This window comes from Sphingomonas sp. Leaf230, from assembly GCF_001421745.1.
Taxonomy (GTDB): domain Bacteria; phylum Pseudomonadota; class Alphaproteobacteria; order Sphingomonadales; family Sphingomonadaceae; genus Sphingomonas.
Genome location: NZ_LMKW01000005.1, coordinates 20,560 through 42,231 on the forward strand (window position 1 = coordinate 20,560; position 21,672 = coordinate 42,231).

20 protein-coding genes and 3 pseudogenes are annotated in these 21,672 nt (G+C 64.1%); 2 read left to right on the forward strand and 21 right to left on the reverse strand.

The window, feature by feature from the left end:
* Positions 1–543: 543 nt before the first annotated feature.
* The 6 genes from ASE82_RS05550 to ASE82_RS05575 all read right to left on the reverse strand — a co-directional run bounded on the left by ASE82_RS05550 (position 544) and on the right by ASE82_RS05575 (position 3,726).
* On the reverse strand, positions 544–2,187 hold the full coding sequence (locus tag ASE82_RS05550; RefSeq protein WP_056060041.1) for a type IV secretory system conjugative DNA transfer family protein: 1,644 nt from the start codon (positions 2,185–2,187) through the stop codon (positions 544–546).
* 95 nt (positions 2,188–2,282) lie between these two features.
* Positions 2,283–2,621, reverse strand: a complete 339-nt coding sequence (locus ASE82_RS05555; protein ID WP_056060044.1) for a hypothetical protein — start codon at positions 2,619–2,621, stop codon at positions 2,283–2,285.
* The gene (locus ASE82_RS05560; protein WP_056060047.1) at positions 2,621–2,905 is read right to left on the reverse strand and encodes a hypothetical protein; all 285 of its coding nucleotides are present in this window, start codon (positions 2,903–2,905) and stop codon (positions 2,621–2,623) included. Before ASE82_RS05560 ends, ASE82_RS05555 begins: the two co-directional genes overlap by 1 nt.
* The gene (locus tag ASE82_RS05565) at positions 2,902–3,126 is read right to left on the reverse strand and encodes a conjugal transfer protein TraD (RefSeq protein WP_056060050.1); all 225 of its coding nucleotides are present in this window, start codon (positions 3,124–3,126) and stop codon (positions 2,902–2,904) included. The genes ASE82_RS05560 and ASE82_RS05565 overlap by 4 nt, the downstream gene beginning before the upstream one ends.
* 13 nt (positions 3,127–3,139) lie before the next feature.
* On the reverse strand, positions 3,140–3,469 hold the full coding sequence (locus ASE82_RS05570) for a conjugal transfer protein TraD (protein WP_056060053.1): 330 nt from the start codon (positions 3,467–3,469) through the stop codon (positions 3,140–3,142).
* Entirely contained in the window at positions 3,469–3,726 is a 258-nt protein-coding gene (locus tag ASE82_RS05575; protein WP_056060056.1) for a hypothetical protein, read from the reverse strand. Before ASE82_RS05575 ends, ASE82_RS05570 begins: the two co-directional genes overlap by 1 nt.
* A gap of 152 nt (positions 3,727–3,878) precedes the next feature.
* Between ASE82_RS05575 and traA the strand changes: the two genes are divergently transcribed.
* Both traA and ASE82_RS05585 read left to right on the forward strand, forming a co-directional pair.
* A complete protein-coding gene (gene traA / locus ASE82_RS05580; protein WP_056060059.1) occupies positions 3,879–6,800 on the forward strand; it encodes a Ti-type conjugative transfer relaxase TraA in 2,922 nt (973 codons plus the stop codon).
* 62 nt (positions 6,801–6,862) lie between these two features.
* Positions 6,863–7,558, forward strand: coding sequence for a DUF6118 family protein (locus ASE82_RS05585; protein WP_183937714.1), 696 nt, complete (start codon positions 6,863–6,865; stop codon positions 7,556–7,558).
* 370 nt (positions 7,559–7,928) lie between these two features.
* On the opposite strand, the gene ASE82_RS05590 is transcribed toward ASE82_RS05585, so the two are convergent.
* The 15 genes and pseudogenes from ASE82_RS05590 to ASE82_RS05650 form a co-directional block, all read right to left on the reverse strand.
* Positions 7,929–8,846 carry an NAD(P)/FAD-dependent oxidoreductase gene (locus tag ASE82_RS05590; RefSeq protein WP_056060062.1) on the reverse strand — a complete coding sequence of 306 codons (918 nt, stop codon included), beginning with the start codon at positions 8,844–8,846 and terminating at the stop codon, positions 7,929–7,931.
* Between the two features lie 76 nt (positions 8,847–8,922).
* Positions 8,923–9,297, reverse strand: coding sequence for a CopM family metallochaperone (gene copM, locus ASE82_RS05595; protein WP_056060065.1), 375 nt, complete (start codon positions 9,295–9,297; stop codon positions 8,923–8,925).
* Positions 9,298–9,356: 59 nt separating this feature from the next.
* Positions 9,357–10,039 (reverse strand): annotated as a pseudogene (locus tag ASE82_RS20005) (transporter).
* 191 nt (positions 10,040–10,230) lie between these two features.
* Positions 10,231–10,635, reverse strand: a complete 405-nt coding sequence (locus tag ASE82_RS05605; protein WP_056060068.1) for a hypothetical protein — start codon at positions 10,633–10,635, stop codon at positions 10,231–10,233.
* Positions 10,632–10,736 (reverse strand): flagellar hook-basal body complex protein FliE (locus ASE82_RS19815; RefSeq protein ID WP_235524598.1); only part of this gene is annotated, 105 nt, incomplete at its 5' end. The genes ASE82_RS19815 and ASE82_RS05605, both read right to left, overlap by 4 nt.
* A gap of 2 nt (positions 10,737–10,738) precedes the next feature.
* Positions 10,739–11,082 (reverse strand): flagellar hook-basal body complex protein FliE (gene fliE / locus ASE82_RS20010; RefSeq protein WP_443025073.1); only part of this gene is annotated, 344 nt, incomplete at its 5' end.
* Between the two features lies 1 nt (position 11,083).
* Positions 11,084–11,329, reverse strand: a pseudogene (locus ASE82_RS20360) (flagellar hook-basal body complex protein FliE); the annotation flags it as partial.
* Positions 11,330–11,388: 59 nt separating this feature from the next.
* A pseudogene (locus ASE82_RS05615) lies at positions 11,389–13,964 on the reverse strand (heavy metal translocating P-type ATPase).
* A complete protein-coding gene (locus ASE82_RS05620; RefSeq protein WP_056060071.1) occupies positions 13,957–14,574 on the reverse strand; it encodes a cation transporter in 618 nt (205 codons plus the stop codon). Before ASE82_RS05620 ends, ASE82_RS05615 begins: the two are co-directional and overlap by 8 nt.
* Positions 14,571–14,906: a hypothetical protein gene (locus ASE82_RS05625; protein WP_235524600.1), complete on the reverse strand. Its 336-nt coding sequence runs from the start codon at positions 14,904–14,906 to the stop codon at positions 14,571–14,573. The genes ASE82_RS05620 and ASE82_RS05625 overlap by 4 nt, the downstream gene beginning before the upstream one ends.
* 41 nt (positions 14,907–14,947) lie before the next feature.
* Positions 14,948–15,523 carry an SRPBCC family protein gene (locus ASE82_RS05630; RefSeq protein ID WP_056405879.1) on the reverse strand — a complete coding sequence of 192 codons (576 nt, stop codon included), beginning with the start codon at positions 15,521–15,523 and terminating at the stop codon, positions 14,948–14,950.
* Entirely contained in the window at positions 15,510–15,851 is a 342-nt protein-coding gene (locus ASE82_RS05635; protein WP_056060080.1) for a DUF190 domain-containing protein, read from the reverse strand. Before ASE82_RS05635 ends, ASE82_RS05630 begins: the two co-directional genes overlap by 14 nt.
* Positions 15,848–19,093, reverse strand: a complete 3,246-nt coding sequence (locus tag ASE82_RS05640; RefSeq protein WP_056060082.1) for an efflux RND transporter permease subunit — start codon at positions 19,091–19,093, stop codon at positions 15,848–15,850. Before ASE82_RS05640 ends, ASE82_RS05635 begins: the two co-directional genes overlap by 4 nt.
* A 3-nt stretch (positions 19,094–19,096) precedes the next feature.
* The gene (locus ASE82_RS05645; protein ID WP_200910678.1) at positions 19,097–20,260 is read right to left on the reverse strand and encodes an efflux RND transporter periplasmic adaptor subunit; all 1,164 of its coding nucleotides are present in this window, start codon (positions 20,258–20,260) and stop codon (positions 19,097–19,099) included.
* Positions 20,260–21,630, reverse strand: coding sequence for a TolC family protein (locus ASE82_RS05650; protein WP_056060090.1), 1,371 nt, complete (start codon positions 21,628–21,630; stop codon positions 20,260–20,262). The genes ASE82_RS05645 and ASE82_RS05650 overlap by 1 nt, the downstream gene beginning before the upstream one ends.
* Positions 21,631–21,672: the final 42 nt, after the last annotated feature.

The window sequence follows — 21,672 nt, forward strand, 5'->3', positions numbered from 1 at the left end:
AGCCCCGTTGAGATCAGGAGCCGACAAGGCCAACAGGACACCCGCGATCGGCATTTTCGAGCCGTTTCTATCGTGTTTTCACACACCTTTGATACGTGTTTTCACACACCGCGCTATCGTGTTTTCACACACCGAATCACGTGTTTTCACCCACCGCCGACTTATGCAACCCATTGATCCTAAAGGAGTAAATGGCCACTTTTTGCGGCTTAACCTACTTAACGATTCATATTTAACAGATTCTTTTAACGTCAGCAGTACGCCCAGAACCCTACGAGAGAAGGTCAAATGGAATCGGCCTATGGCCGATGCGCATTCGTTTCGTGCCGCCTTCGGCATCACAAGGGCGGCGCAAGCGCCGCTGGCTAAGCGGGAAAGAAGTGGGCGAGGTAGCGGCCAGAAGGTCGCACAGCGACCGTCAGGAGCGCGGTGGAGGGCAGGGAAAGGGCCTTCGACTATCCCAGGTGCTGATCGCAGTGAACGTCACCAGCGGGGCTTAAATCAACCCGTTGGTTTGCGGCCGAACAAGCAGGCCGCGACCGGTCACGCCGGATCGAACCGCCCGGCGAACTCGCGATCGTCGTAGTAGCGCAGCTTGGCGGCAAGGATCGGCCGCTGCCCAGCGAGGAACAGGAGCTGGCGATCGGGTTTGAGTGTGCGGACTTCATCGGGAGTGAGGAGGGCGCGGCCGACATGCTGCTGACCGTAGGATAGGCCGCTTTCTTCCGCGTCGATCGCGCGGCTCATGGTCTCGAACACGACGGTTTCCTGCCCGGCCAGGTCGGAGACGAGCTTGGCGCTGTCCTGATCGTTGACCCCGAACACTTGTAGCACCCCTGCGTTCGACAGGAAGGTGCCGGCCCGCTGCCCGTATAGCGCGCGGAGCTGGTGAACGTCCTGCAGGATCGGCCAGAGCTGGACGCCATAGCCCGCCATCAGTCCCATCGCGCGTTCGACCGGTTCGAGACGGCCGAGGGCCGCGAACTCGTCGAGCAGGAACAGCACCGGCCAGGGCGGGCGACCCGGCGCGCGCGCCAGCTCGGTCAGGGCTTGTGCGACCATCAGCCGCAGCCAGCGCGCATAGCTGGCGAGCCGATCGGGCGGCAGCACGAGGAACACCGTCGCCGGCGCATCCTTCAACCCGGCGAACGTAAAATCCGAGCCGCCCAACACCGTCGCCATGCGCGGGGAGTCGAGAAAGTGGGTATGGCGTTGCGCGGCGGACAGCACGCCGGCCGCTTCGCGATCGGATTTGCCGAGCTGGCGATTGGCGGCGCGCGCGACCAGGCCACCTTGCGCCTGCATCGCGGCGAGTTGCGAGGCCAATGCGGCCGGGGCGAGCGTCAGCCGGTCGCGCAGCGTGTCCAGGGTACGGGTGGCTGGCGGTTCAATGGTGACGATGTGGAGCAGGATACCGGCGATCAGTGCCTTGGCTTCCTCGTTCCAATGCGCGTCGCCGGCTTCGCCGGGCGCGTCGTGGACCAGCGCGTCGGCGAGCGTCATGCAATCGTCGGCAAGATCGAGGCCGTGCGGGTCGATGCGATCGAGCGGATTGAACGCCGCCGAGGCCAAGTCGGTGACGCCGAACGGATCAAGGACATGGACCGCGCCGAACCTGCCGCGCTGGCGCGCGGCGATGCGGGCGTTCTCGCCTTTGGGGTCGATGCAGACGACCGCGAACGGATATTCGAGCAGGTTGGGGATGATCGTGCCGACACCCTTGCCGGTGCGGGTGGGTGCGATCGTCAGCAGATGGGCGGGACCGGCATAGCGCATCGGCTTGCCGGTTTTCACGTCGCGACCGATCAGCAGGCCGTGATCGTCGTTAAGGGCTTGGGCTTCCCCGGCTGTGGCAAAGCGGGCCGAACCATGCGTGTCGGCGCTATCACCATAGTCGAACCGGCGAAGCAGGGGCAGGACGAACATCCAGGCCGTGACCAGGACCACGGCACCGCTGATCCCAAACACGCCAAGCTGAGCGACAGCGCCGTTCTTATCGAGGCTGAAGTACCAGATCGCCAGCATCAGCAGGAGGAATAACGCCACGAACAGCACCATTGCGAACAGGACCACGCCAATGATGTGCCGGGCGAACCGGAAAGGGGCGAGCAGGATGCCGAACAAGGCCCACATCGGGTTGGCACGGGCGGTGCGGGCGAGATTACGGGTGGCGCGCGCAAGGCCCATGCTACTTCCCCAGCGAGAGCGTAATGACCGGGGCGTCGTTACGCTCGGAATATCCCAAGATTAGAATATGATAGCGTTCTGCAAAGGCGAGCACATCAAAAACCCGGTCTCTCCTGATCGCTTGGCTCCAATGCTTGCAGCGTGCGGATCGGAGCAAGCATCCTCGCCAGCGCGTCGGACAGGTCTTGGATGCGACATTCAAGGTCCGCCGCCAGGTCGAACATTTTTTCGGCCATGACCGGATCGGTGTGCGCCTCATTGACGAAGCGCATGGCTAACCCGTGCAGGCGCAGCAGGTCGTGCCGCATCTCCGGTGCATTGAAATTATCGCCTTTGAGGTGATCGCGCATCACGTCCAGATCATCCACCGTCCGCAGCAAAGAGCCTGTGTCGAAGGACGCAATCTGTTCATTCCGATCGACGGTTTTGGGCATCACGTCGTCCGTTGAATAGGCGTGACCGGCAGGGACCGATCGGCGTCGGGATGATCGAGCAGCCGGAGCAGGATTTGCGAGACGAGGGGAGGGGGCACGCCCTCGTCCAGCATCATCGCGAAGAACGTATCGTCGTTAGGCGTCGGGATCATGTTCTCGATGACCAAGTTGGCGCGCGAGTCCGCCATGTCCTCGTGCCACATCGCGATTTCTGCCGGTGTGCCGCGCACGAAATCCATCGCGCGGACCTGGCGGCGGATCGCCTCGATATCGAAATCGCTCATTGCGGTTCGCTCCCTTCAGCTTCCGCGTCGAACGCGCGTTTTCCGCGTCTTTTCCATAGCGCCAGGATGTCGCCAGCATCGTCGCCGCGACCACGCCCGGCGAGATCAAGCAGCGCGCCGTAAAGGGTGGCGCGATCGTCGTCGGTCAGTTCGACCAGGCCAGCTTTCTGGACCAGCCCGCCTAGCTCAATCAGATGGCGCGTTCGCTCGCGACGTTGCACGACCCAGCCCCTGCTATCCGTTCGGCGTTGTGCCGCTTCCGCCCGCAGCGTTGCCGCCTGGTTCAGTCGCAGCGACCGATCCGTCGATTGCAGCAGCGCCGCCACCTTTGCGCCCACGCCGTTGAAAGAAGGCAGCGCCCTTCGCGCGCCATGCCTCCTTTGCGCCCGCATCTTTCGACCCGATCGCATCGAGTAGCACGCCGGCGAGGGTTTCCGCATCGAGCGCATCGGCACCCGTGGCAGCGACGAGCTGGCCGAGCTGTTCAACCCGCTTCGCCTTGAGCGCGCGGGCTTTATCATTCAGCGCCTTCAGTTCGGCATCGTAGTCCCGAACCTTTCGCATCAGTAATCATCCTCGTCGGGACCATCGGGCTCTGCCGGAATATCCGACCACAGCGAGCCGGCTGAACCATTCACATCAACACCGGGCGGGGCTTCATCATCCCATAGAACGCGCCAGCCATAGACCACACCATCATCGCTGGCGTTTTCGTCCAGTTCGAAAGGATAATCCTCCAGCGTCTCGACACTGACACCCAACGCGCCGGCGACATACTCGTCGCGGCGGCGTTCCATCGCATCTTCGTAGGCACGGCTCATTCCACTCTCCTCACCGCAGCAGTTTGCCATACAGGACGCGAAGCGCAAGCCAGAAGTAGCACCAAGTCAATCATGAGAAGCGAAGCGGATTGTGAGTGCGCGCTTATACGTCGTTGCCGACGTGCGCTAAGTAAGGCAATGTGTGGAGCATCATGGCGATCTACCATTTTTCCGCCAAGGTTGTGAGCCGCGCGAACGGATCGAGCGCCGTTGCGAGCGCCGCCTATCGTTCCGCGTCCGAGCTGCACGATGACCGTCTGAACCGCGATCACGATTTCAGCAACAAGGCCGGTGTGATCCACTCCGAGGTGATGTTGCCGGAGGGCGCACCGGAGCGTTTAAACGACCGCTCGACCTTGTGGAACGAAGTGGAGGCCGGTGAGAAGCGCAAGGACGCGCAGCTTGCCCGCGAAGTGGAGTTCTCGATTCCGCGCGAGATGAACGAGAAGCAGGGTGTCCAGCTCGCACGCGATTTCGTGAAGAAGCAGTTTGTCGATCGCGGGATGGTCGCAGACCTGAACGTGCATTGGGACAAGGCGAAGGACGGCACGCCGAAGCCGCACGCGCATGTGATGATGACGATGCGCGACGTGGGACCGGACGGCTTCGGGAAGAAGAACCGGGACTGGAACAGCACCGAGCTGTTGAAGGACTGGCGCGAGGCGTGGAGCGCGCACGTCAACGAGCGCATGGCCGAGCTGGGGCTTGAGGGTCGGATCGATCATCGCTCCTATGAGGCGCAGGGGATTGGCCTGGAGCCGCAGCACAAGATCGGACCCGCAGCATCGCGCCGGCCGGAGCAGGGACTTGAGGCGGAGCGGATCGAGGATCACACGCGCATCGCCCGTGAGAACGGCGCGAAGATCATCGCCAATCCTAATGTCGCGCTGGACGCGATCACGCGCAGCCAAGCGACGTTCACCACCCGCGACCTTGCGACGTTCGCGTTCCGCCACAGCGACGGCAAGGATCAGTTCGACCAGGTAATGGGGGCGGTACGGGCGTCGCCCGAGCTGGTCGCATTGGGGAAGGACGGGCGGGACCAGGAGCGGTTCACGTCGCGCGACATGATTGCAGTAGAGAACCGGCTTGAGCGGGCCGGCGACGAGCTGGCGGGCCGGGGCGAACACAGTGTCGGCGATCGGCAGCGTGACGCCGCGATCGGCGCGGCCGAGGCGCGGGGGCTTGTCCTGTCCGGCGAGCAGCGCGACGCCTTCGATCATGTCACCGGCGACGCAGGGCTGGCGTCCGTCGTCGGCTACGCCGGCAGCGGCAAATCTGCGATGCTGGGCGTCGCGCGCGAGGCATGGGAGGGGCAGGGCTACACGGTTCGTGGCGCGGCATTGTCGGGCATCGCGGCCGAGAACCTTGAGGGCGGGTCCGGCATCCGGTCCCGCACCATCGCCAGTCTTGAACACGCATGGGGGCAGGGGCGCGAGCAGCTAGGCCCTAGGGACGTGCTGGTGGTGGACGAGGCCGGCATGATCGGCTCGCGCCAGATGGAGCGGGTGCTGTCGCAGGCGCGCGATGCCGGGGCCAAGGTTGTCATGGTCGGCGACCCCGAGCAGTTGCAGGCGATCGAGGCGGGCGCGGCGTTCCGCAGCGTCACCGAGCGCCACGGCGCGGCCGAGATCACCGAGATCAGGCGGCAGCGCGAGGACTGGCAGCGCGACGCCACCCGCGCGCTGGCGACCGGGCGCACCGGCGAAGCGATCCACGCCTATGACGGCAAGGGCATGGTCCACGCGGCCGACACCCGCGAGCAGGCGCGGGGCGAACTGGTCGACGGGTGGGATCGCGCGCGCCAGGCCGAAGCCGGAAGCACCCGGATCATCCTCACCCACACCAACGCCGAAGTGCAGAGCCTCAATGGCGAGGCGCGCGACCGGTTGCGCGCGAGCGGCGACCTTGGCGACAACGTGACGGTGAAGGCCGAGCGTGGCGAGCGGCAGTTCGCGACCGGCGACCGCATCATGTTCCTGCGTAACGAACGGGGTATGGGGGTGAAGAATGGCACGCTCGCCACGATCGAGCGGGTATCGCCCGAGGGCATGGCGGTGCGCCTCGATGACGGGCGCGGGGTCGCGTTCGACACCAAGGATTACGCCCATGTCGATCACGGCTATGCGGCGACGTTTCACAAATCGCAGGGCGTGACGGTCGATCGGGCGCATGTCCTCGCCACCCCCGGCATGGACCGCCACAGCGCCTATGTCGGCATGTCGCGGCATCGTGACGACGTGCAGCTCCATTATGGCCGCGACGACTTCGCCGATCAGCGCCAGCTTGTCCGCACGCTCAGCCGCGAGCGGGGCAAGGACATGGCCGGCGATTACGCCAAGCCCGAGCAGGACCAGGCCCGCGCGTTCGCCGATCGGCGCGAGATCCGGTTCCCGGAACGCGCGCGCCAGATGGTCGAGAAGGTCCGCGACAAGGCCAGGGGCATGTTCGCCGGCTTCCGGCCGAAACCGCCGCTGGAGAAAGCGGCGTCGCCAGTGCTTGATCGCGGCGGGCTTTCGACCGCTGGCAAGCCCGACCAGGCCAAGGCGATCGAACGCTATGCGCGTGCCGTGGGCGATATAGGCCGGATGCGCGACAAGGGGCTGCCGGTGCTGCCGCATCAGGAAAGCGCCTTGCAGAAAGCCGGTGAGACGCTGGACGCGAGCCGTCCCCATACCGCGCGTGATCTTGCATCGGCGTTGGCGCGCGACCCGAAGCTGATCGAGCAGGTGGCGGGCGGCAATACGACCGGTGCCGCGCGCGCGATGGCCGAAGAGCAGCGCGTGCGGCTCGATCCGGAGGCGCGCGCGGACCGGTTCGTGGAGGGTTGGCAGAAGATGCAGCAGGCGCGGGCGGGCATGGAGCGGGCCGGCGACAGCGCCGGTGCCGAGCGGTTGCGCGAGCGGATGGAGAAGGCCGCGGGTGGCCTGCACCGCGACCCACAGCTCGAATCCGCGTTGCGCGCCCGCGCGCCCGAGCTGGTACTGAAAACCGAGCGCGAGCGGGCGATCGGCGATGCCCTGTCGTCGTCGCTTGATCGCGGGCGCGATCGGGACCGGGGGATGAGCCGGTGAGAGTTCGTGCCTTCGGGTATGATCCGGTTTGTGCTTTCGTGCGGTAAAAGGAGAAGCAATGCATGGGTGACGATCACGAACTAGATGCCGCAGCGGAGGCGTTCGAGGGCGTGCGTGGCGAGCTTGCATTGATGCGCCGCGCCGTCGAGCGACTGGCAGCTGAACGTGCCGAAGTGCCGGAATTCCCCGATTACAGCGAGACGCTGGGGAAGATGGCGAAAGCGCTTAACGCGACCATGCAGAATGTCGGCGTGCTGGCGAAGGCGGCCGAGGACAATGTCGCGCCGCGCTATGTCGCCGACAGGATCGTCGCGGCCGGCGCCCATGCCCGTGATGAGGACCGGCGCTTGATCGCGACCGCCGGCGAGAAGATGGACAAGGCGACCACCGCCTTGCACGGCATCGGTGGTTATGCCCGCCGCGCGGACGAGCAGCGCCGGACCCTGTGGCAGGTCGGCGCCGGGGCGTTCCTGGGCGGGGCGCTGCTATGGATGATCGTGCCGGGGATCGTCGCGCGCGAGTTGCCGGCGAAATGGCAGGTGCCCGAGTGGATGGCGGTGCGCACGCTCGGCCTGCCGAAATGGGAAGCCGGTCAGCGGCTTATGCAAGCCGCAGCACCGGATGCTTTTGCTAACATCGCGGCGGGTGACCGGATTGTCACCGCCAATCGCGTTATTTTGCAGGCGTGCAGAAAACGCGCGAACAAGGGGCGCACGCCGGTGCGATGTACGATTAGTGTTGATCCGTTGAAACAATGAACTGGTACTGGCGATTGGATGTCAATCTGCAGGACCCCGTCGGCGCCGTAGATACATTACAGCGTTTAGCGCCACTTGCTTCCTAAGTGCCGCCAAATCCGGAAACCAATGCGAAAAAATCGACTCGATAATCGAATAAGCAAAAATATAGTATTTGGATGCCGAAATCCTGACCGGCGCAACGTGCGGGCACATGCCAATAGCATCTTCGCGCTGGCAATCCATACGCCGGCTGGGACCGCCAGCTCCCACCAGTGGATGGGATGGCGGATGAACGGAGGCGAGTATTTCATTGTCAAATTAGGCAGTTCGCTGATCGTCACAACATAGCCTCATTCCATGGCAGTTATCAAGGACTAATAATCTTATTTCAGTGGGTATGGCCATCGAGCTTGCGTAGGTCGTTATGTAAAGCGGTTGCGGCGATAGCTGCATGACCCATGGCGACGCTTATCTGATCTAGCGCCATAACGATGTCACCAGCAGCGTAAACACCCGAGATGCTAGTGCGCTGTTTGGTATCAACTACAATACAGCGATCATCGCTAAGCTCGACCCCGAGCTGCTTCGCAAGAGCATTATTGCTGTCCGAACCCAACGCCGGGTAGATCGTATCGAACTGCATTTCGGTCGCATCGGCTAGACGCAGCGTTACGTGTTCTCCAGAAAAGTCGATTTGTTCGAGTGCACTTGGCGCGACAGCGATGCCTGCCCCCTCCAGCGCGCCGCGGTCGGAAGCGTCGAGTTCGAAATCCTCGTTCGCCACCAGTGTTATTCGGTCGGAGAACGTGCGAAGGAACAGCGCCTCAGCGACGCCATGCGTGTCCGCACCGATGACACCGATAGCCTGGCCAGTCGCTTCATAACCGTCGCAGATCGGGCAGTAGCGCAGCAGGCCGCGATCCAGTGCGTCGCGATGGGCCGCGGCGTCGATCGAGGGGCGACGGTTCTCGACACCCGTTGCGATCAGGATCGATCGCGTGGACAGGGTTATTCCCACCCCGCGAGCGTCGAAGTCATTGGCGTTTTGCGCTACTGAATCAATGCGGGCAGTCACAATCGTAGCACCGTAGCGCTCGGCCTGTTCGCGCATCCGTTGTAGAAGATCATCACCAGCGATCCCGTCCGGAAAACCGGCGTGATTGTGCGAACGCGGTATCCATTTTGCCCGGCTATTTCCCTCATCGACCACGATGACGCGCCGATGACAGCGTGCAAGGTAGATTGCGGCAGTCAATCCCGCTGGTCCGCCGCCGATGATGAGCGCATCGCATCGAGCTTCTGTCACGCCATCCGTCCCATCGGAGCCCGAGGGGCAGAGGGCGCGAGGGGTAGCGAAGCGTTGTCGAAATGACTGCGAGCCGTCATCGAGAGCCCTTTTCAGAAGCTTGCCGTTCGGCAAGCCAAGTCTGCATCGTCTTGATCTCTGCCTGTTGGGTTCGGATTACTTCCTCCGCCATCGCACGAATTTTTGGATCTGTTCCATTAGCGATTACGGCACGCGCCATCTCCACTGCACCTTCGTGATGGGGAATCATGCCTCGCAGGAAGTCGGTGTCCGGATCGCCCGTGGATGGCACGACCATGCTTGTCTTATCGTGCGGAGGGTTCGCCCCGTGCATCGCATCGGTCAAACCCAACTCTTTTGACGCGAACTGGTAGGGAGGCTTTTCTGCGGAACAGGCGGACAGAGCCATAGCAACACTGAGAATGAGCCAGCGCGCCTTGATGAGCGACATTCTTTTTTCCTTATTAAAATAGTCGGTTCCTGGATCGAACCCGCGTGAACGATGCCTACTCAAAGTGCGATTTCCTCGATGAGAAGAAGCGTCAGGAAGCCGACGAAGAACATCGCACTGATCAGCGGCGTGTCCGGCTTCTCGTGTGCTTCGGCTAGCAACTCTTCGGTGACGAGGAACAGAAGCGCCATCAGGCCGAAGCACAGGAAGCCGGCGACCACCGGGGGTGACAAGCCAGCGACCGGGATCGCCAGCAGCGCGCCGATCGGCAGCAGCAGCGCGAGTCCCACCACGGTAAGGATGATCCTGAGTTTAGAGGTGATGGATTCAGCGAGTTCCGTCGTCAGCGTCACGCCGAGGAACAGCACCTCCAGCGTGAGCGCGACGGTGAGCAGAACGCCCGCCTTGGCGCCGGCGACGAACGCAAGGCCCAGCACCAATCCGTCACGCCGAGGAACAGCACCTCCAGCGTGAGCGCGACGGTGAGCAGAACGCCCGCCTTGGCGCCGGCGACGAACGCAAGGCCCAGCACCAATCCGTCGACGACGATGTCGATCCCGACCGCGGATATCAATGTGACCGGTCCGGCCGCGCGGGCCTCGTATGCTTTCAGTCCCAGCATGACCGCGACCCCGGCCGATCCGCCGATGAACGTCGCCAGCGGCGACCCGGCGTGCAGGACCTGAGGCAGGATTTCGGTCGCCGCAGCGGCGAACACGACACCTGCCGCGAGGTGCTGCATGGCAGATATGAACGCGTCGCCNAGCGGCGACCCGGCGTGCAGGACCTGAGGCAGGATTTCGGTCGCCGCAGCGGCGAACACGACACCTGCCGCGAGGTGCTGCATGGCAGATATGAACGCGTCGCCCGGCCTGCGCCAAGTCGCGAACGCACCGCCGAGGATAACCGCGAGGACCGGAATGATGGTATAGCTCAGCGCCAGCATGATTTTCCCCTGAACGACAGATGTTCGTTGCCACCCTTTTGCCCGATCCGCTCGAGGTGGAGCAGATCCTTGCCGATCGCGACCGTCAATCTTCCATCGACTGCGCGCGCACGTCCGCGTGGCACGGTCAGCGTTTCACGGTCCTCTGGCGCTGAACCGACCAGATCGACAACGAAGCTGTCGGCACTCAAGCCAGTTAGGATCGATGATCCATCCTCACAGGTGAAGACATGCATCTGCATCTTGGAACCGGGCGCCGAGGTGTTGTGCGCCTCGCCATCGGCATCCGCATCTGGGGACGAGCACGCCGCGGCGAGCAAAGCGATTAGCACCACGCCCGCACGCCTGACGAACACGCTTCCAGACAGGATTCCACGGCTGATCTGTGTCATCCGAGTGGAATGCTCATGATGTCCCTGTAGGCCGACAGGAGCTTGTTCCTGACCTGAAGCGTCGCCTCGAATGACACAGAAGCGCGGTTCTGCATCAACGCNGTCATCCGAGTGGAATGCTCATGATGTCCCTGTAGGCCGACAGGAGCTTGTTCCTGACCTGAAGCGTCGCCTCGAATGACACAGAAGCGCGGTTCTGCATCAACGCYACRGTGRCGATGTCAGTGGTCTCGCCCCGMTCGTAGCGCTCGGTGGCCACATCCTCCGCTTCCTGCGCTTCGTTCACCTTGCCGACGATGTTCTTGAGGGTGTCCCCGAATGTCGCGGGCGCTTCGGTCCGCGGCACGGCCGTAGCTGCACCCGGCGCCGCAGCAGGCGACGCCAGGCGGTTGAGCGTCTGACTKCGTGCGAGGATCTGCGAGGCTTCGGTGCGAACGATACCGAGCCNGGCGATGTCAGTGGTCTCGCCCCGCTCGTAGCGCTCGGTGGCCACATCCTCCGCTTCCTGCGCTTCGTTCACCTTGCCGACGATGTTCTTGAGGGTGTCCCCGAATGTCGCGGGCGCTTCGGTCCGCGGCACGGCCGTAGCTGCACCCGGCGCCGCAGCAGGCGACGCCAGGCGGTTGAGCGTCTGACTGCGTGCGAGGATCTGCGCACGAACGGCTAGGACGCCGGAGACGGTGGTATCGGACATCTCAAACGGTCCTTCCTAACCTGCGGAGACCGCATCGGATGGACGCGGTCTCCAGGACATCAGGCGGTCCGCGACGCGGCGAACCGATCGCGATAGGCGAGCAGCCGCAACGCGTTCACGACGACAAGCAACGTCGACCCTTCGTGCATGGCGACGGCTGCCCCGATCCCGAGACCGAAGATCGTCGCGGGCACCAGGATCGCCACCACGCCCAGACTGACGAAGACGTTCTGCCGGATGATCGACCGGGTCTGCCGCGACAGGCCGACCGCAAACGGGAGATGGGCGAGGTCGTCCGCCATCAGCGCCACGTCGGCAGTCTCCAACGCGACGTCGGAGCCCGCCGCGCCCATCGCGATCCCGACGGTCGCATTCGCCATCGCGGGCGCGTCGTTCACGCCGTCGCCGACCATCGCCACCTTGCCGTCGCTGCGCAGCTTCTTGATCGCCTCGACCTTGTCTTCCGGCATCAGGTCGCCCCATGCCTCGTCGATACCACGACCATCGCCACCTTGCCGTCGCTGCGCAGCTTCTTGATCGCCTCGACCTTGTCTTCCGGCATCAGGTCGCCCCATGCCTCGTCGATACCAACCTCGCGGGCGATTGCCTCAGCGACCGTCTGGTTGTCGCCCGAGATCATGATCATGCGCTTGATGCCGAGCGTGCGCAGCATCGCGAGCGTCGCCTTGGCTGCCGCACGGGGCGTATCCATCAGCCCGATCACGCCCAGATCGACGTCACCGCGTCGCACGACCATTGTCGTCCGCCCGCCCGCGCGGAGCCGTTCGACCGCGGCCATCGTTTCTTCGGCCAATGCAGCGAGACCGTCCTTGCCGAACATCTCGGCCTTGCCGATCGTGACAGGATCGCCCTCCAGCGTCGCGCGGACGCCACGGCCGGTCAGGCTTTCCAGATCGCTAGCCTGTGGCAACGCGGCGTCGTTTAGGCGTGTCTTGCCGTCCTTGACGATCGCCGCAGCAAGAGGGTGATCGCTCAGGGCTTCCACGGCGACGGCCGTGATAAGAAGCCGGTCATCGGCTACCCCCGCCATAGCGACAACATCGGTGATCCGAGGCTGGCCTTCCGTGAGCGTGCCGGTCTTGTCGAAAGCGATGGCGGTCAGCGAACCGAGGTTCTCCAGCGGCCCGCCGCCCTTCACCAGCACACCGCCGCGCGCGGCGCGAGCGACACCCGACAACACGGCGCTCGGCGTTGCGATCGCCAGCGCGCAGGGGCTGGCGGCGACGAGGACTGCCATCGAGCGGTAGAAGCTGTCGCGGAAGGGTTCATCGATGACGACCCACGCGAACAGCAGCAGGACGGCCAGACCCAACACCACCGGCACGAACACGCGCTCGAACCGGTCGGTCATGCGTTGCGTCGGTGACTTCTGCGTCTCAGCCTCGCTGACCATCTTCACGACTTTGGCGAGCGCGCTTTCGGTCGACAAGCGCGTGACCTCTATCTCGATCGCCCCGCTACCGTTGATCGTGCCGGCGAACACACGGCTGGCGGCATCGACGCGGTCGGGATCGGCCCGGGCCTGATCCGCATCGTCGACGGCGGTCTTGTCGACCGGGATACTCTCGCCCGTCACAGGCGCCTGGTTGATACTGCTTGAGCCCAGTGTCAGGAAGCCGTCGGCGGGCAGCCGCGCATTGGGTTTGACAACGACGATGTCGCCCATCACCAGCGTATCGACTGAGACCTCGCTGATCCGGCCTTCCCGGCGAACCAGGGCTGTTTTCGGCGCCAGCTCGGCCAGTGCCTCGATCGCTCGCTTGGCGCGGCCCATCGCATAATGTTCGAGGGCATGGCCAAAGCTGAACAGGAACAGGAGCAGCGCGCCTTCCGCCCAGGCGCCGAGCGCGGCCGCCCCCGCCGCGGCGACCAGCATCAGCGTGTCGATCTCAAACCGGCGCATTCGCAGATTATCGATCGCCTCGCGAACGGTGAAGAAGCCGCCCAGAACATAGGCGATCAGGTAGCAGGCGAGCGGCAGCCAGGACGGTGCCCCGACAACCAGTTTCTCGATCGCGAAGCCGACGCCGAGGACGGCACCGCAGCCGAGCGCGAAGAACAGCTCGGTGTTCGGTCCGAGGATACCGCCATGACTGTGGTTGTGTCCCTCCTTGCCGTGATCGTGTTCGCCCGGACCATGATCGTGACCCGCGTGATCGTCGTTCGAGGTTTGGGAAGCGGGCGCGTCACGATCGGCAACGGCGCTGCGGATGGTGGCTTCGTCGGTGCGTTCCCGGTCGAACTCGACCTGCACACGACCACCAGCAGCGACATCGGCTTCCAGTACTCCAGGCATGGCCTTTAATCGATCGGCGAGGGTACGCGCGCGCCGTTGATGCATGGCCGCGATGTCGAACATCGCGTGACCATAGCGCGCACCGATTTGCGCGCCTGCGCCAGACGCTACCTTGCGAATGCGAAAGAGTGAAAGCCGGTCTGGATCGTAATGAATGCACAATTGCGCCGGCGTCTCGCCGCTGGCGGGGACGACATGGGCTTCGCTGACGCCTTCGCGGTCTACCAACCTCTGTACAAGCCGCGTGACGCAGGCGTCCGCGGCATCCGGCACGTCGGGCAGGATGACGGCAAGGTCGAGCCTGGTTTTCTCAGCCATTCTGATTGTCCTTGGTTAGGCGCGCATCCTGTTTCGCGTCGCGCAGGATCTTGATGCCGCCCCACAATTGGATGGCGGCCGTCGCCAGCCCGACCACGAGGTCCGGCCAGTTCACGCCCAGCCACATGACCAAAGCGCCGGCGATGACAATGCCGCCGTTCGAGATGAAGTCGTTAAGGCTGAAGGTCGTCGCCGCGCGCAGGTTGACGTCCTTGTTCTCCAGCTTCTGCAGGAGGCGCAGGCAAAGATAATTGATTATACCCGCGACGATCGACATGCCGATCATTGTCGGACCGATCGGATCGCTGCCCTGCGCGAAACGGCGCGCGACATCGATGAGGACCGCGACCGCGAACAGGAGCAGCATGATGCCGGACACCCCGGCCGCGAGTTGCTTCCAGCGTGCGCTGCGCGTCAACGCGACGATGCTGAGCCCATAGACCGCGGCATCGGAACCGTTGTCGAGACCATTGGCGATCAGCGCACTGGAATCGCCGATCAGTCCCGTAGCGACGAATGCTACAGCAAGCGCCGCGTTGAGGATCAGGACGATCCAGAGCGTACGTCGCTGACGATCTGTCGCGCCGGCATCTAGAGTGGGATCAGTCATAACTGGGTCGCTTTCTGGCAAAGCATCGGACGTTTGCCGGGTGCCTCGACTTTGATTTGGTTGCCCGAAAACGTCGCAGTCTCCGCATCTCCGACGTATTGGAGGCCCTGCAACGGTGCCGTCAGAACGGCCGCGGGCGCACTCGCATCGCGCCGTAACTCGATGGTGAGCCCCTGATCCTTGAAGTCGACCAAGAGCGTCTGATCATCGTCGCATCGATAAAGGTGGCGACCTGGCGTACCGCTTGTCACGGCACTGTCGCGGGCGTGGGTCTCCTGCTCGGTTGGTGGCATCTTCGGGGATTGTTCAGAGCAGGCAGACAGCGCCATCATCGAAGCCAAGCTCAGGGTTGCAACCTTGCTGCAAAGTGGCATCAATTATGCCTCCTGGTTTTCTTGCCACCATGCCGGACAGGTAAGAGCCGTGGTTTCGGATTTGGCCGCACTGCTAGCGACCGAAGCCGCCGGTCCAGGCATCGATCCGACTGGACAAGCCCTGCCTGCAGCTTCTTACGCAGGAGCGCCGTCCATATGCCATTGAGTAAACCGTGAAAACGCAAGCTATGTCGCAGGCGAGTGCCAGCCGGATCGCTTTCTAGTTCGTACAGTTCTTCGAATAACAGCACTTTTGCCACACCCGCAGTCCACGCAAAGACGACGGGCTTTTCGACACGGGTGATGTCAGCCGTCGTCGTGACAGGCTTCCCAAGCCCCCCGATGCGGAAGCTGTACGTTGCCTCGCCGCCCTCGACCGCTTCACCCGCGAGTTGAACAAACGGCTTCCATTGCGAATGCGCGGCGAAGTCCGTGAGGACCGACCAGACGCGCAGCGGCGATGCCGTCAGGATCACGACATTCTCGATCGCGGCGCGCGCGGCATTCGCCGGGCGCGCACCATCAGGCGAAGCGCCAACTGGACCGATCGCGCCGCCATGCTCAACGTCCGTCATCGTCCGCGTCCGCGTCGGCATGGAGGTCGATAATTTCCACCGCCTCCAGCGTTATCAGGCCGATTCCCTTCAGGTCGCGCAAGCCCGTCATGAAGGTCCGAAGTTTCGCGTCGTCGTCGACGATCTCGATCACCACCGACCGGTCGTTCTCGAGGATATGACGACGGTGTGTGTGCGCCGATCGCCCGATCCCGATCATCGCCTCGATCACCGTCGCACCGCCGAGACGGGCGTCGCGCGCCCGCTCGGCAATGAGTTCGAAGACCTTGCGGTCCCCAAAATACGCATTCTCGTCGGTATATACCCGCAGCAGCTTCATCATGGTCATGCCGTGGCCTCCTCGTGTGCGTCGGTCGGTCGGTCGTCATCCTTTGTTCGTTTGCCGGACGTCGCCCCCAGGACGACCTTGGCGATGGCTGGAAGCACCAGCAGGGTCAGGATGGTCGCGGCAACGAGGCCACCGATTACGGTCACGGCGAGCGGCTTCTGCACTTCCGCGCCGGTGCCGTGAGCGAGTGCCATCGGCACGAAGCCGATGGCGGGCACGAACCCGGTCATGATCACCGCCCGCATCTTCTCGGCCATGCCGTGTCGGATAGCCTCCGCGACGGGTAGTCCGGCTTCGCTGCTTTCCCGGATCGCGGTCATCACCACGAGGCCGTTCAGGACCGCCACGCCGGCGAGACAGATGAACCCGACGGCCGCGGACACCGAGAAGTTGATCCCGGTTAAGGCGAGCGTGAACACGCCGCCGGCGAGCCCCAGCGGCACCGCCAGGAACACAGATGCCGCCCGCCCGAACCCGCCGAGCGCCATGTAGAGCAGCCCGAAGATTGCGAGGAAGCAGAGTGGTACGACGATCGACAAGCGTGCCGAGGCCGCCTGCAGGTTCTCGAACTGCCCCCCCCATTCGAGGTAGTAGCCGGCCGGCAGCTTCACTTTCGCGATCTTTGCCTGCGCTTCTGCCACGAACGAGCCGGCATCGCGTCCGCCAAGGTTTACCTGGACGACAACACGACGCTTTCCGTTCTCCCGGCTGATCTGGTTCAGCCCCTCGGTCAGCCGGATTTGTGCTACCTGCGCAAGCGGCACCTGTGCCCGGGGACGTCCTTCGACTTCCGGCAGCAGCACTGGCAGCGACCGAATGTCGTCGAGGTTGGCACGCGTCGCCTCGGGCACGCGCACGGTGACGTCGAACCGACGATCGCCCTCGTATACCAATCCCGATTCACGTCCGCCCAGGCCCGCCGCGATCGTATCGGATACATCGCGCACCGTGAGGCCGAGCCGCGCGATGGCCGCACGGTCGAGCTTCACGTCGAGCGCCGGCGCGCCACCGACCTGTTCGGCCTTGACGCTTGTGGCACCAGGGATGGTCTGCAGGACACGCACCATCTCATTCGCAGTCTGCGACATCTTGTCGAGATCGTCACCGTAGAGCTTGATCGCGACGTCGCCGCGGACGCCGGCAATCAGCTCGTTGAAGCGAAGCTGGATCGGCTGGCTGACCTCGTAAAGGTTACCGAGCAGTCCGCCCGTCGCTTTTTCAATCTTGGCGACGACATCGGCTTTGGTTGTGCCCTTTGCCCATTCCTCTGATGGTTTCAGAATGACGAAGCCGTCCGAAACGTTCGGCGGCATCGGGTCGGTCGCGACTTCCGCAGTGCCTGTCTTGGAGAACATCAAGGCGACCTCGGGGATTTTCGTTACCGCCGCCTCAACCTTGCGCTCCATCAAGAGCGATTGTTCGAGACTGACCGAGGGCACGCGCGTGGACGCGAATGCCAGGTTTTTCTCATCAAGCTGGGGGATAAATTCCGATCCCAGCAACCCGAACGCAGGGATTGCCGCCAGGAAGAAGGCCAGTCCGCCGATAATAAACGGCCACGGCCGCGCAATCGCCTGATCCAGCAGTGGAAGATAGCCCGCCTTGGATTTGCGGATCAGCCACACGTCCTTTTCCGCGACCTTGCCGCTGATCAGGATAGCGACCAGTGCGGGAACAAGCGTGATCGCCAGCAAGAATGCCGCCACCAGCGCGAGCATGATCGTGATCGCCATCGGCGAGAACGTCTTGCCTTCGGTGCCGGTGAAGGTCAGCAGCGGGGCAAACGCGAGCAGGATGATCGCTTGCCCGAAGACGGTCGGCTTGATCATCTCCTGCGCCGCCCGCATCGTCTCTTCCAGCCGTTCCCGAAGCGCGAGCAGCCGGCCTTCATGTTCCTGTCGATGCGCCAATCTGGCGAGACAGTTTTCGATGATGATGACTGCGCCATCCACGATCAGACCGAAGTCGAGCGCTCCCAGGCTCATCAAATTGCCGGGGACGTTGAACGCGTTCATTCCCATGGCCATCATCAGGAACGAAAAGGGGATCACCAGCACCGCGATCACCGCGGCACGCCAGTTGCCCAGCAGCAGGAACAGCGCAACCGCAACGAGGATCGCGCCCTCGGTCAGGTTGCGCTGCACCGTAGCCACCGTAGCGCCGACCAGCTCGGCGCGGTTCAGGACTACCTTTACCTGTATCCCGTTTGGCAGGGTCTTGGTTATCTGATCGAGCTTGGTCGACGCCTGCTCGGCAACGACGCGGCTGTTCTGTCCGATCAGCATCAGCACCGTGCCGATCACCGCTTCCCGCCCGTTCATGCTACCCGCACCCGTGCGCAGATCGCCGCCGATGCGGACGTTGGCGATCTGGCCGATCGTAATCGGCGTTCCGCCCCGCGTTGCCGCGACGGCATTTTGGATTTCATCGACGGTTCGCACGCGGGAGTCGACGCGGACAAGATAGGCTTCGCCGCCCTTGTTATAATAGTTGGCGCCGACCGCGAGATTGGCGTTTTCGAGCGCCTGCCCCAGCTCGCTGTACGAGATGCCGAAGCTGGCGAGCTTTGTCGGATCGGGCTCGACCACGAACGTCTTGGCAAAGCCGCCGATGGAATCGACGCCTGCCACGCCTTTCACCGAGCGAAGCTGCGGACCGATGATCCAATCCTGCACGGTGCGCAGATAACCGGCTTTCTTGACAGCGTCGGTCAACCGTTCGCCTTCCGGCGTCAGGTAGCTGCCATCGGGTTGCCAGCCGGGTTGGCCGGCCACCTTCTTCGCGCCTTTTCCGTCCGGATTGGCGTAGCCGACCGTGTACATGACGATCTCGCCGAGGCCGGTCGTTACCGGTCCGATCTGCGGTTCCACGCCGTCCGGCAGGTTCTCGGCGGCCTGTCGCAGGCGTTCACCGACCTGCTGCCGCGCGAAGTAAAGGTCGGTGCTGTCGGTGAAGATCGCGCTGACCTGGCTGAAGCCGTTGCGCGAGATGGAGCGCGTCGTCTCCAGGCCGGGGATGCCGGCGAGCGAGATTTCTACCGGATAGGTGACGAGTTTTTCGATCTCGACCGGTGAAAGCCGCGGATCGACCGTATTGATCTGAACCTGTTTGGTGGTGATGTCGGGCACCGCGTCGATCGGCAGCTTGGTAAGCTGCCACACGCCGAGGCCGGCGATGACGAGGAACAATGCGAGGACCGTCCAGCGGGCGCGGACGGAGAGCGCCATGAGGTTGGCTATCATGGTCTATTCTTCCTCGCCCGCGCCCTTGCCGAGTTCGGCCTTGAGCAGGAATGCGTTCTTGGTCGCGACCTGGCTGCCAGCGGGCAGCCCCTTCAGGATCTCGACGCGGCCATTGCTGCGCTGTCCGATCGTGACGTTTTGCGCGCGGAAGCCCTTGGCGGTCCGTACGAACACGACATCGCGCCCTTCGACCGTCTGGACCGCATCTTCCGGCACCACGATCGCATTTGACGTGCTGCCCCGGCTCGGGAGTAGACGCACTCGCACCGCGAGACCCGGTTGCAGTGTTCCCGTCACATCAAGGACCGCGGTCGCCGAGCGCGTGTCGTTGGCAAGGCCCGGCGTGACGGCGCGTACCCGCGCCTCCACCGTCCGGCCATCAGGCAGTTCGATGATCGCCCGATCGCCAGCAGAAAGCCGCTGTGCATCAGCCGGTCCGACCGCAGCTTCGACCTGTATCTTCGACGCATCGGCGACACGCATCAGTTCGGTTTCGGGCTGGACGAACGCGCCCAGGCTGACATTCTCCGAGGTGACGCGGCCTGAAATCGGGCTCGACACCAGCACGCCGCGTCCATCGGACGTGATGCGCGCGGCACCCGCCGCGACGCTGGCGCGTCGCGCTTCGGCCGCGGCCGAGGCGGCTTCCGCCTGTGCCTGTTCCAGCTCGACCCGCGCCGAGACCTTCTGGCGATACAGATAGCTTTCGCGTGCGAGCGCCTTTTGCGCCAGCGTCGACTTGGCAGCCGCAGCACTGCGATCGGCTGCGATCTGTGCCGCATCGCGGCTTTCGACGATCGCCAGCGTCTCGCCGGCACGCACCGGATCGCCAAGCCGCTTCATCAGCCGCGTCACGGCACCGGCTGCGCGGGCGTTGACGATCGCCTCGCCTTGCGGCGATGCGCTTACCGTCGCTTGCGCAACGATCTCCGCGCCCAACCCGCCGGGATTGATCGTCTCGGTTGCGATGCCGGCCTGCTCGATCGCCTGCGCGGTCATCGCCACCGTGTCTGGCGTTTTTTCCTCCTCGGCCGGGGCTGCGGTGTTGCCGTTCGCCGCTTCCGTGGCAGCAGGTTGATCCGAGCTACAGCGTGCAACACCGAAACCGCCAAGTGCGGCGACGAGCGCGACGGCCGCGCCGCCGCCAAGCAGGCGCTTATCCTTCATCATCGTTCATCTCCGGAAATCGTGGGGGCCGGCGTCGTGAGCCGATCGAGCCGAGCCTGCGCGTCGTGATACGCGGCGAGTGCATCGACATAGGTCTGGCGGGTCTGTGACAGTGTGCGCTCGGCATCGAGGAGCGCGATCTGGTCGAACTTGCCCTGGGTCCAGCCGATCCGCGCGATGCGGGCGGCTTCCTGCGCGGCGGCCAAGCCGGGACCACCCGCCGCCCGTGCCGTGGCGGCAGCATTCGCTACCTCGGTCTGCGCACTGGCGATCTGCTGACGGGTGTCGACGATGGCCAGACTGCGCAGTGCTTGTGCCTGGGTTTGTTCAGCCTGCGATTGCGCGACGAACGCGCTGCCGTTGTTGAAGAACGGCAGCGGGATCGAAAGGCCGACGACGGCCGCGGTATCGTTGGTCGCCGCCAGTCGCCGCGCGAACGCGCTGACCGTCAGGTCCGGAACACGTAACGAGCGGGCCACCCGAACCTGCGCGTCGGCGGTGCGGACATCGGCTTGTGCAGCGACGAGCGCCAGCGTCCCTTCGATTTCGACAGGGCGCTGTGGTCCATAGCCATCGATCCGCTCGAACCAGGCGCGGTCGAGCGGTCCCGTTACGGCTGCATTGAGCAACGTTTCGAGATTGGCCCGTGCCGCTTGCGCCTGTCGTGTCGCGCTGTCCGCGGCGATCTGTGCGTTGATGCGCAGTACCTCTGCGCGTTGCATCTCAATCGGGCCGACGTCGCCTGCCTGGACGCGTTCTCGGGCGATGCGCAGCGCGTTGTTGGCGATCCCCGCCTGTTCACCCAGCACTTCCGAGCGACGCTCGGCCGCAGCAGCCTCGATGTAGAGTTGTGTGACCCTCAAGCGCAGATCGGCCCGCGCGATCTCGGCCTGGATCTGTGCGCGGGTCAGCCGGGCCGTCGCCAACGCGACACGCGCGGGGCGCTTGCCGCCCAGCTCCAGCGGCAGCGCTACGCCGACGGTTGTCTCGGAACTCCTGACCCCCCTGTAGGCACCACTGCCGCTGATATTCTCAACCTGCGTTTGTAATTCGGGATTGGGGCGCAGCCCCGCTACACGCCTTGCGGCGGTTGCGGCCGCGACGTTCGCGGTCGCCGCTCCGATCGAAGGCAGCGCGGATTGCGTGCTCCCGCCGGGACCGGACGCCGCCCCGCCTGTTGTGGTGTCTGTTGCCGTCGTGCGAGAAGCCGATGGCATGCCGGCAGCGCCGAGCGCGGCATCGAGCGAAAAGGCGGGCGTCGCCTGTGACGAGGTGGTCGCCGCCGGAAGACCCGGCGGCGGTGATGTCTGCGCCTCGGCCGCACTGGCCAAGGACGCCGCGACCATGAAGGTCGCGATTGTACGATGCATCGATGATGACTCCTGACGAACCTAGTTCGCCCCGCGCGGCAG

What these genes read in the sequence shown, in the direction of transcription:
- ASE82_RS05620 (WP_056060071.1), bottom strand. Translation starts at nt 14,574, where the DNA reads ATGACTGATCCCACTCTAGATGCCGGCGCGACAGATCGTCAGCGACGT.
- copM (WP_056060065.1), bottom strand. Translation starts at nt 9,297, where the DNA reads ATGTCGCTCATCAAGGCGCGCTGGCTCATTCTCAGTGTTGCTATGGCT.
- ASE82_RS05625 (WP_235524600.1), bottom strand. Translation starts at nt 14,906, where the DNA reads ATGATGGCGCTGTCTGCCTGCTCTGAACAATCCCCGAAGATGCCACCA.
- ASE82_RS05550 (WP_056060041.1), bottom strand. Translation starts at nt 2,187, where the DNA reads ATGGGCCTTGCGCGCGCCACCCGTAATCTCGCCCGCACCGCCCGTGCC.
- ASE82_RS05605 (WP_056060068.1), bottom strand. Translation starts at nt 10,635, where the DNA reads ATGACACAGATCAGCCGTGGAATCCTGTCTGGAAGCGTGTTCGTCAGG.
- ASE82_RS05650 (WP_056060090.1), bottom strand. Translation starts at nt 21,630, where the DNA reads ATGCATCGTACAATCGCGACCTTCATGGTCGCGGCGTCCTTGGCCAGT.
- traA (WP_056060059.1), top strand. Translation starts at nt 3,879, where the DNA reads ATGGCGATCTACCATTTTTCCGCCAAGGTTGTGAGCCGCGCGAACGGA.
- ASE82_RS05560 (WP_056060047.1), bottom strand. Translation starts at nt 2,905, where the DNA reads ATGAGCGATTTCGATATCGAGGCGATCCGCCGCCAGGTCCGCGCGATG.
- ASE82_RS05640 (WP_056060082.1), bottom strand. Translation starts at nt 19,093, where the DNA reads ATGATAGCCAACCTCATGGCGCTCTCCGTCCGCGCCCGCTGGACGGTC.
- ASE82_RS05575 (WP_056060056.1), bottom strand. Translation starts at nt 3,726, where the DNA reads ATGAGCCGTGCCTACGAAGATGCGATGGAACGCCGCCGCGACGAGTAT.
- ASE82_RS05635 (WP_056060080.1), bottom strand. Translation starts at nt 15,851, where the DNA reads ATGACCATGATGAAGCTGCTGCGGGTATATACCGACGAGAATGCGTAT.
- ASE82_RS05555 (WP_056060044.1), bottom strand. Translation starts at nt 2,621, where the DNA reads ATGCCCAAAACCGTCGATCGGAATGAACAGATTGCGTCCTTCGACACA.
- ASE82_RS05570 (WP_056060053.1), bottom strand. Translation starts at nt 3,469, where the DNA reads ATGCGAAAGGTTCGGGACTACGATGCCGAACTGAAGGCGCTGAATGAT.
- ASE82_RS05645 (WP_200910678.1), bottom strand. Translation starts at nt 20,260, where the DNA reads ATGAAGGATAAGCGCCTGCTTGGCGGCGGCGCGGCCGTCGCGCTCGTC.
- ASE82_RS05585 (WP_183937714.1), top strand. Translation starts at nt 6,863, where the DNA reads ATGGGTGACGATCACGAACTAGATGCCGCAGCGGAGGCGTTCGAGGGC.
- ASE82_RS05630 (WP_056405879.1), bottom strand. Translation starts at nt 15,523, where the DNA reads ATGACGGACGTTGAGCATGGCGGCGCGATCGGTCCAGTTGGCGCTTCG.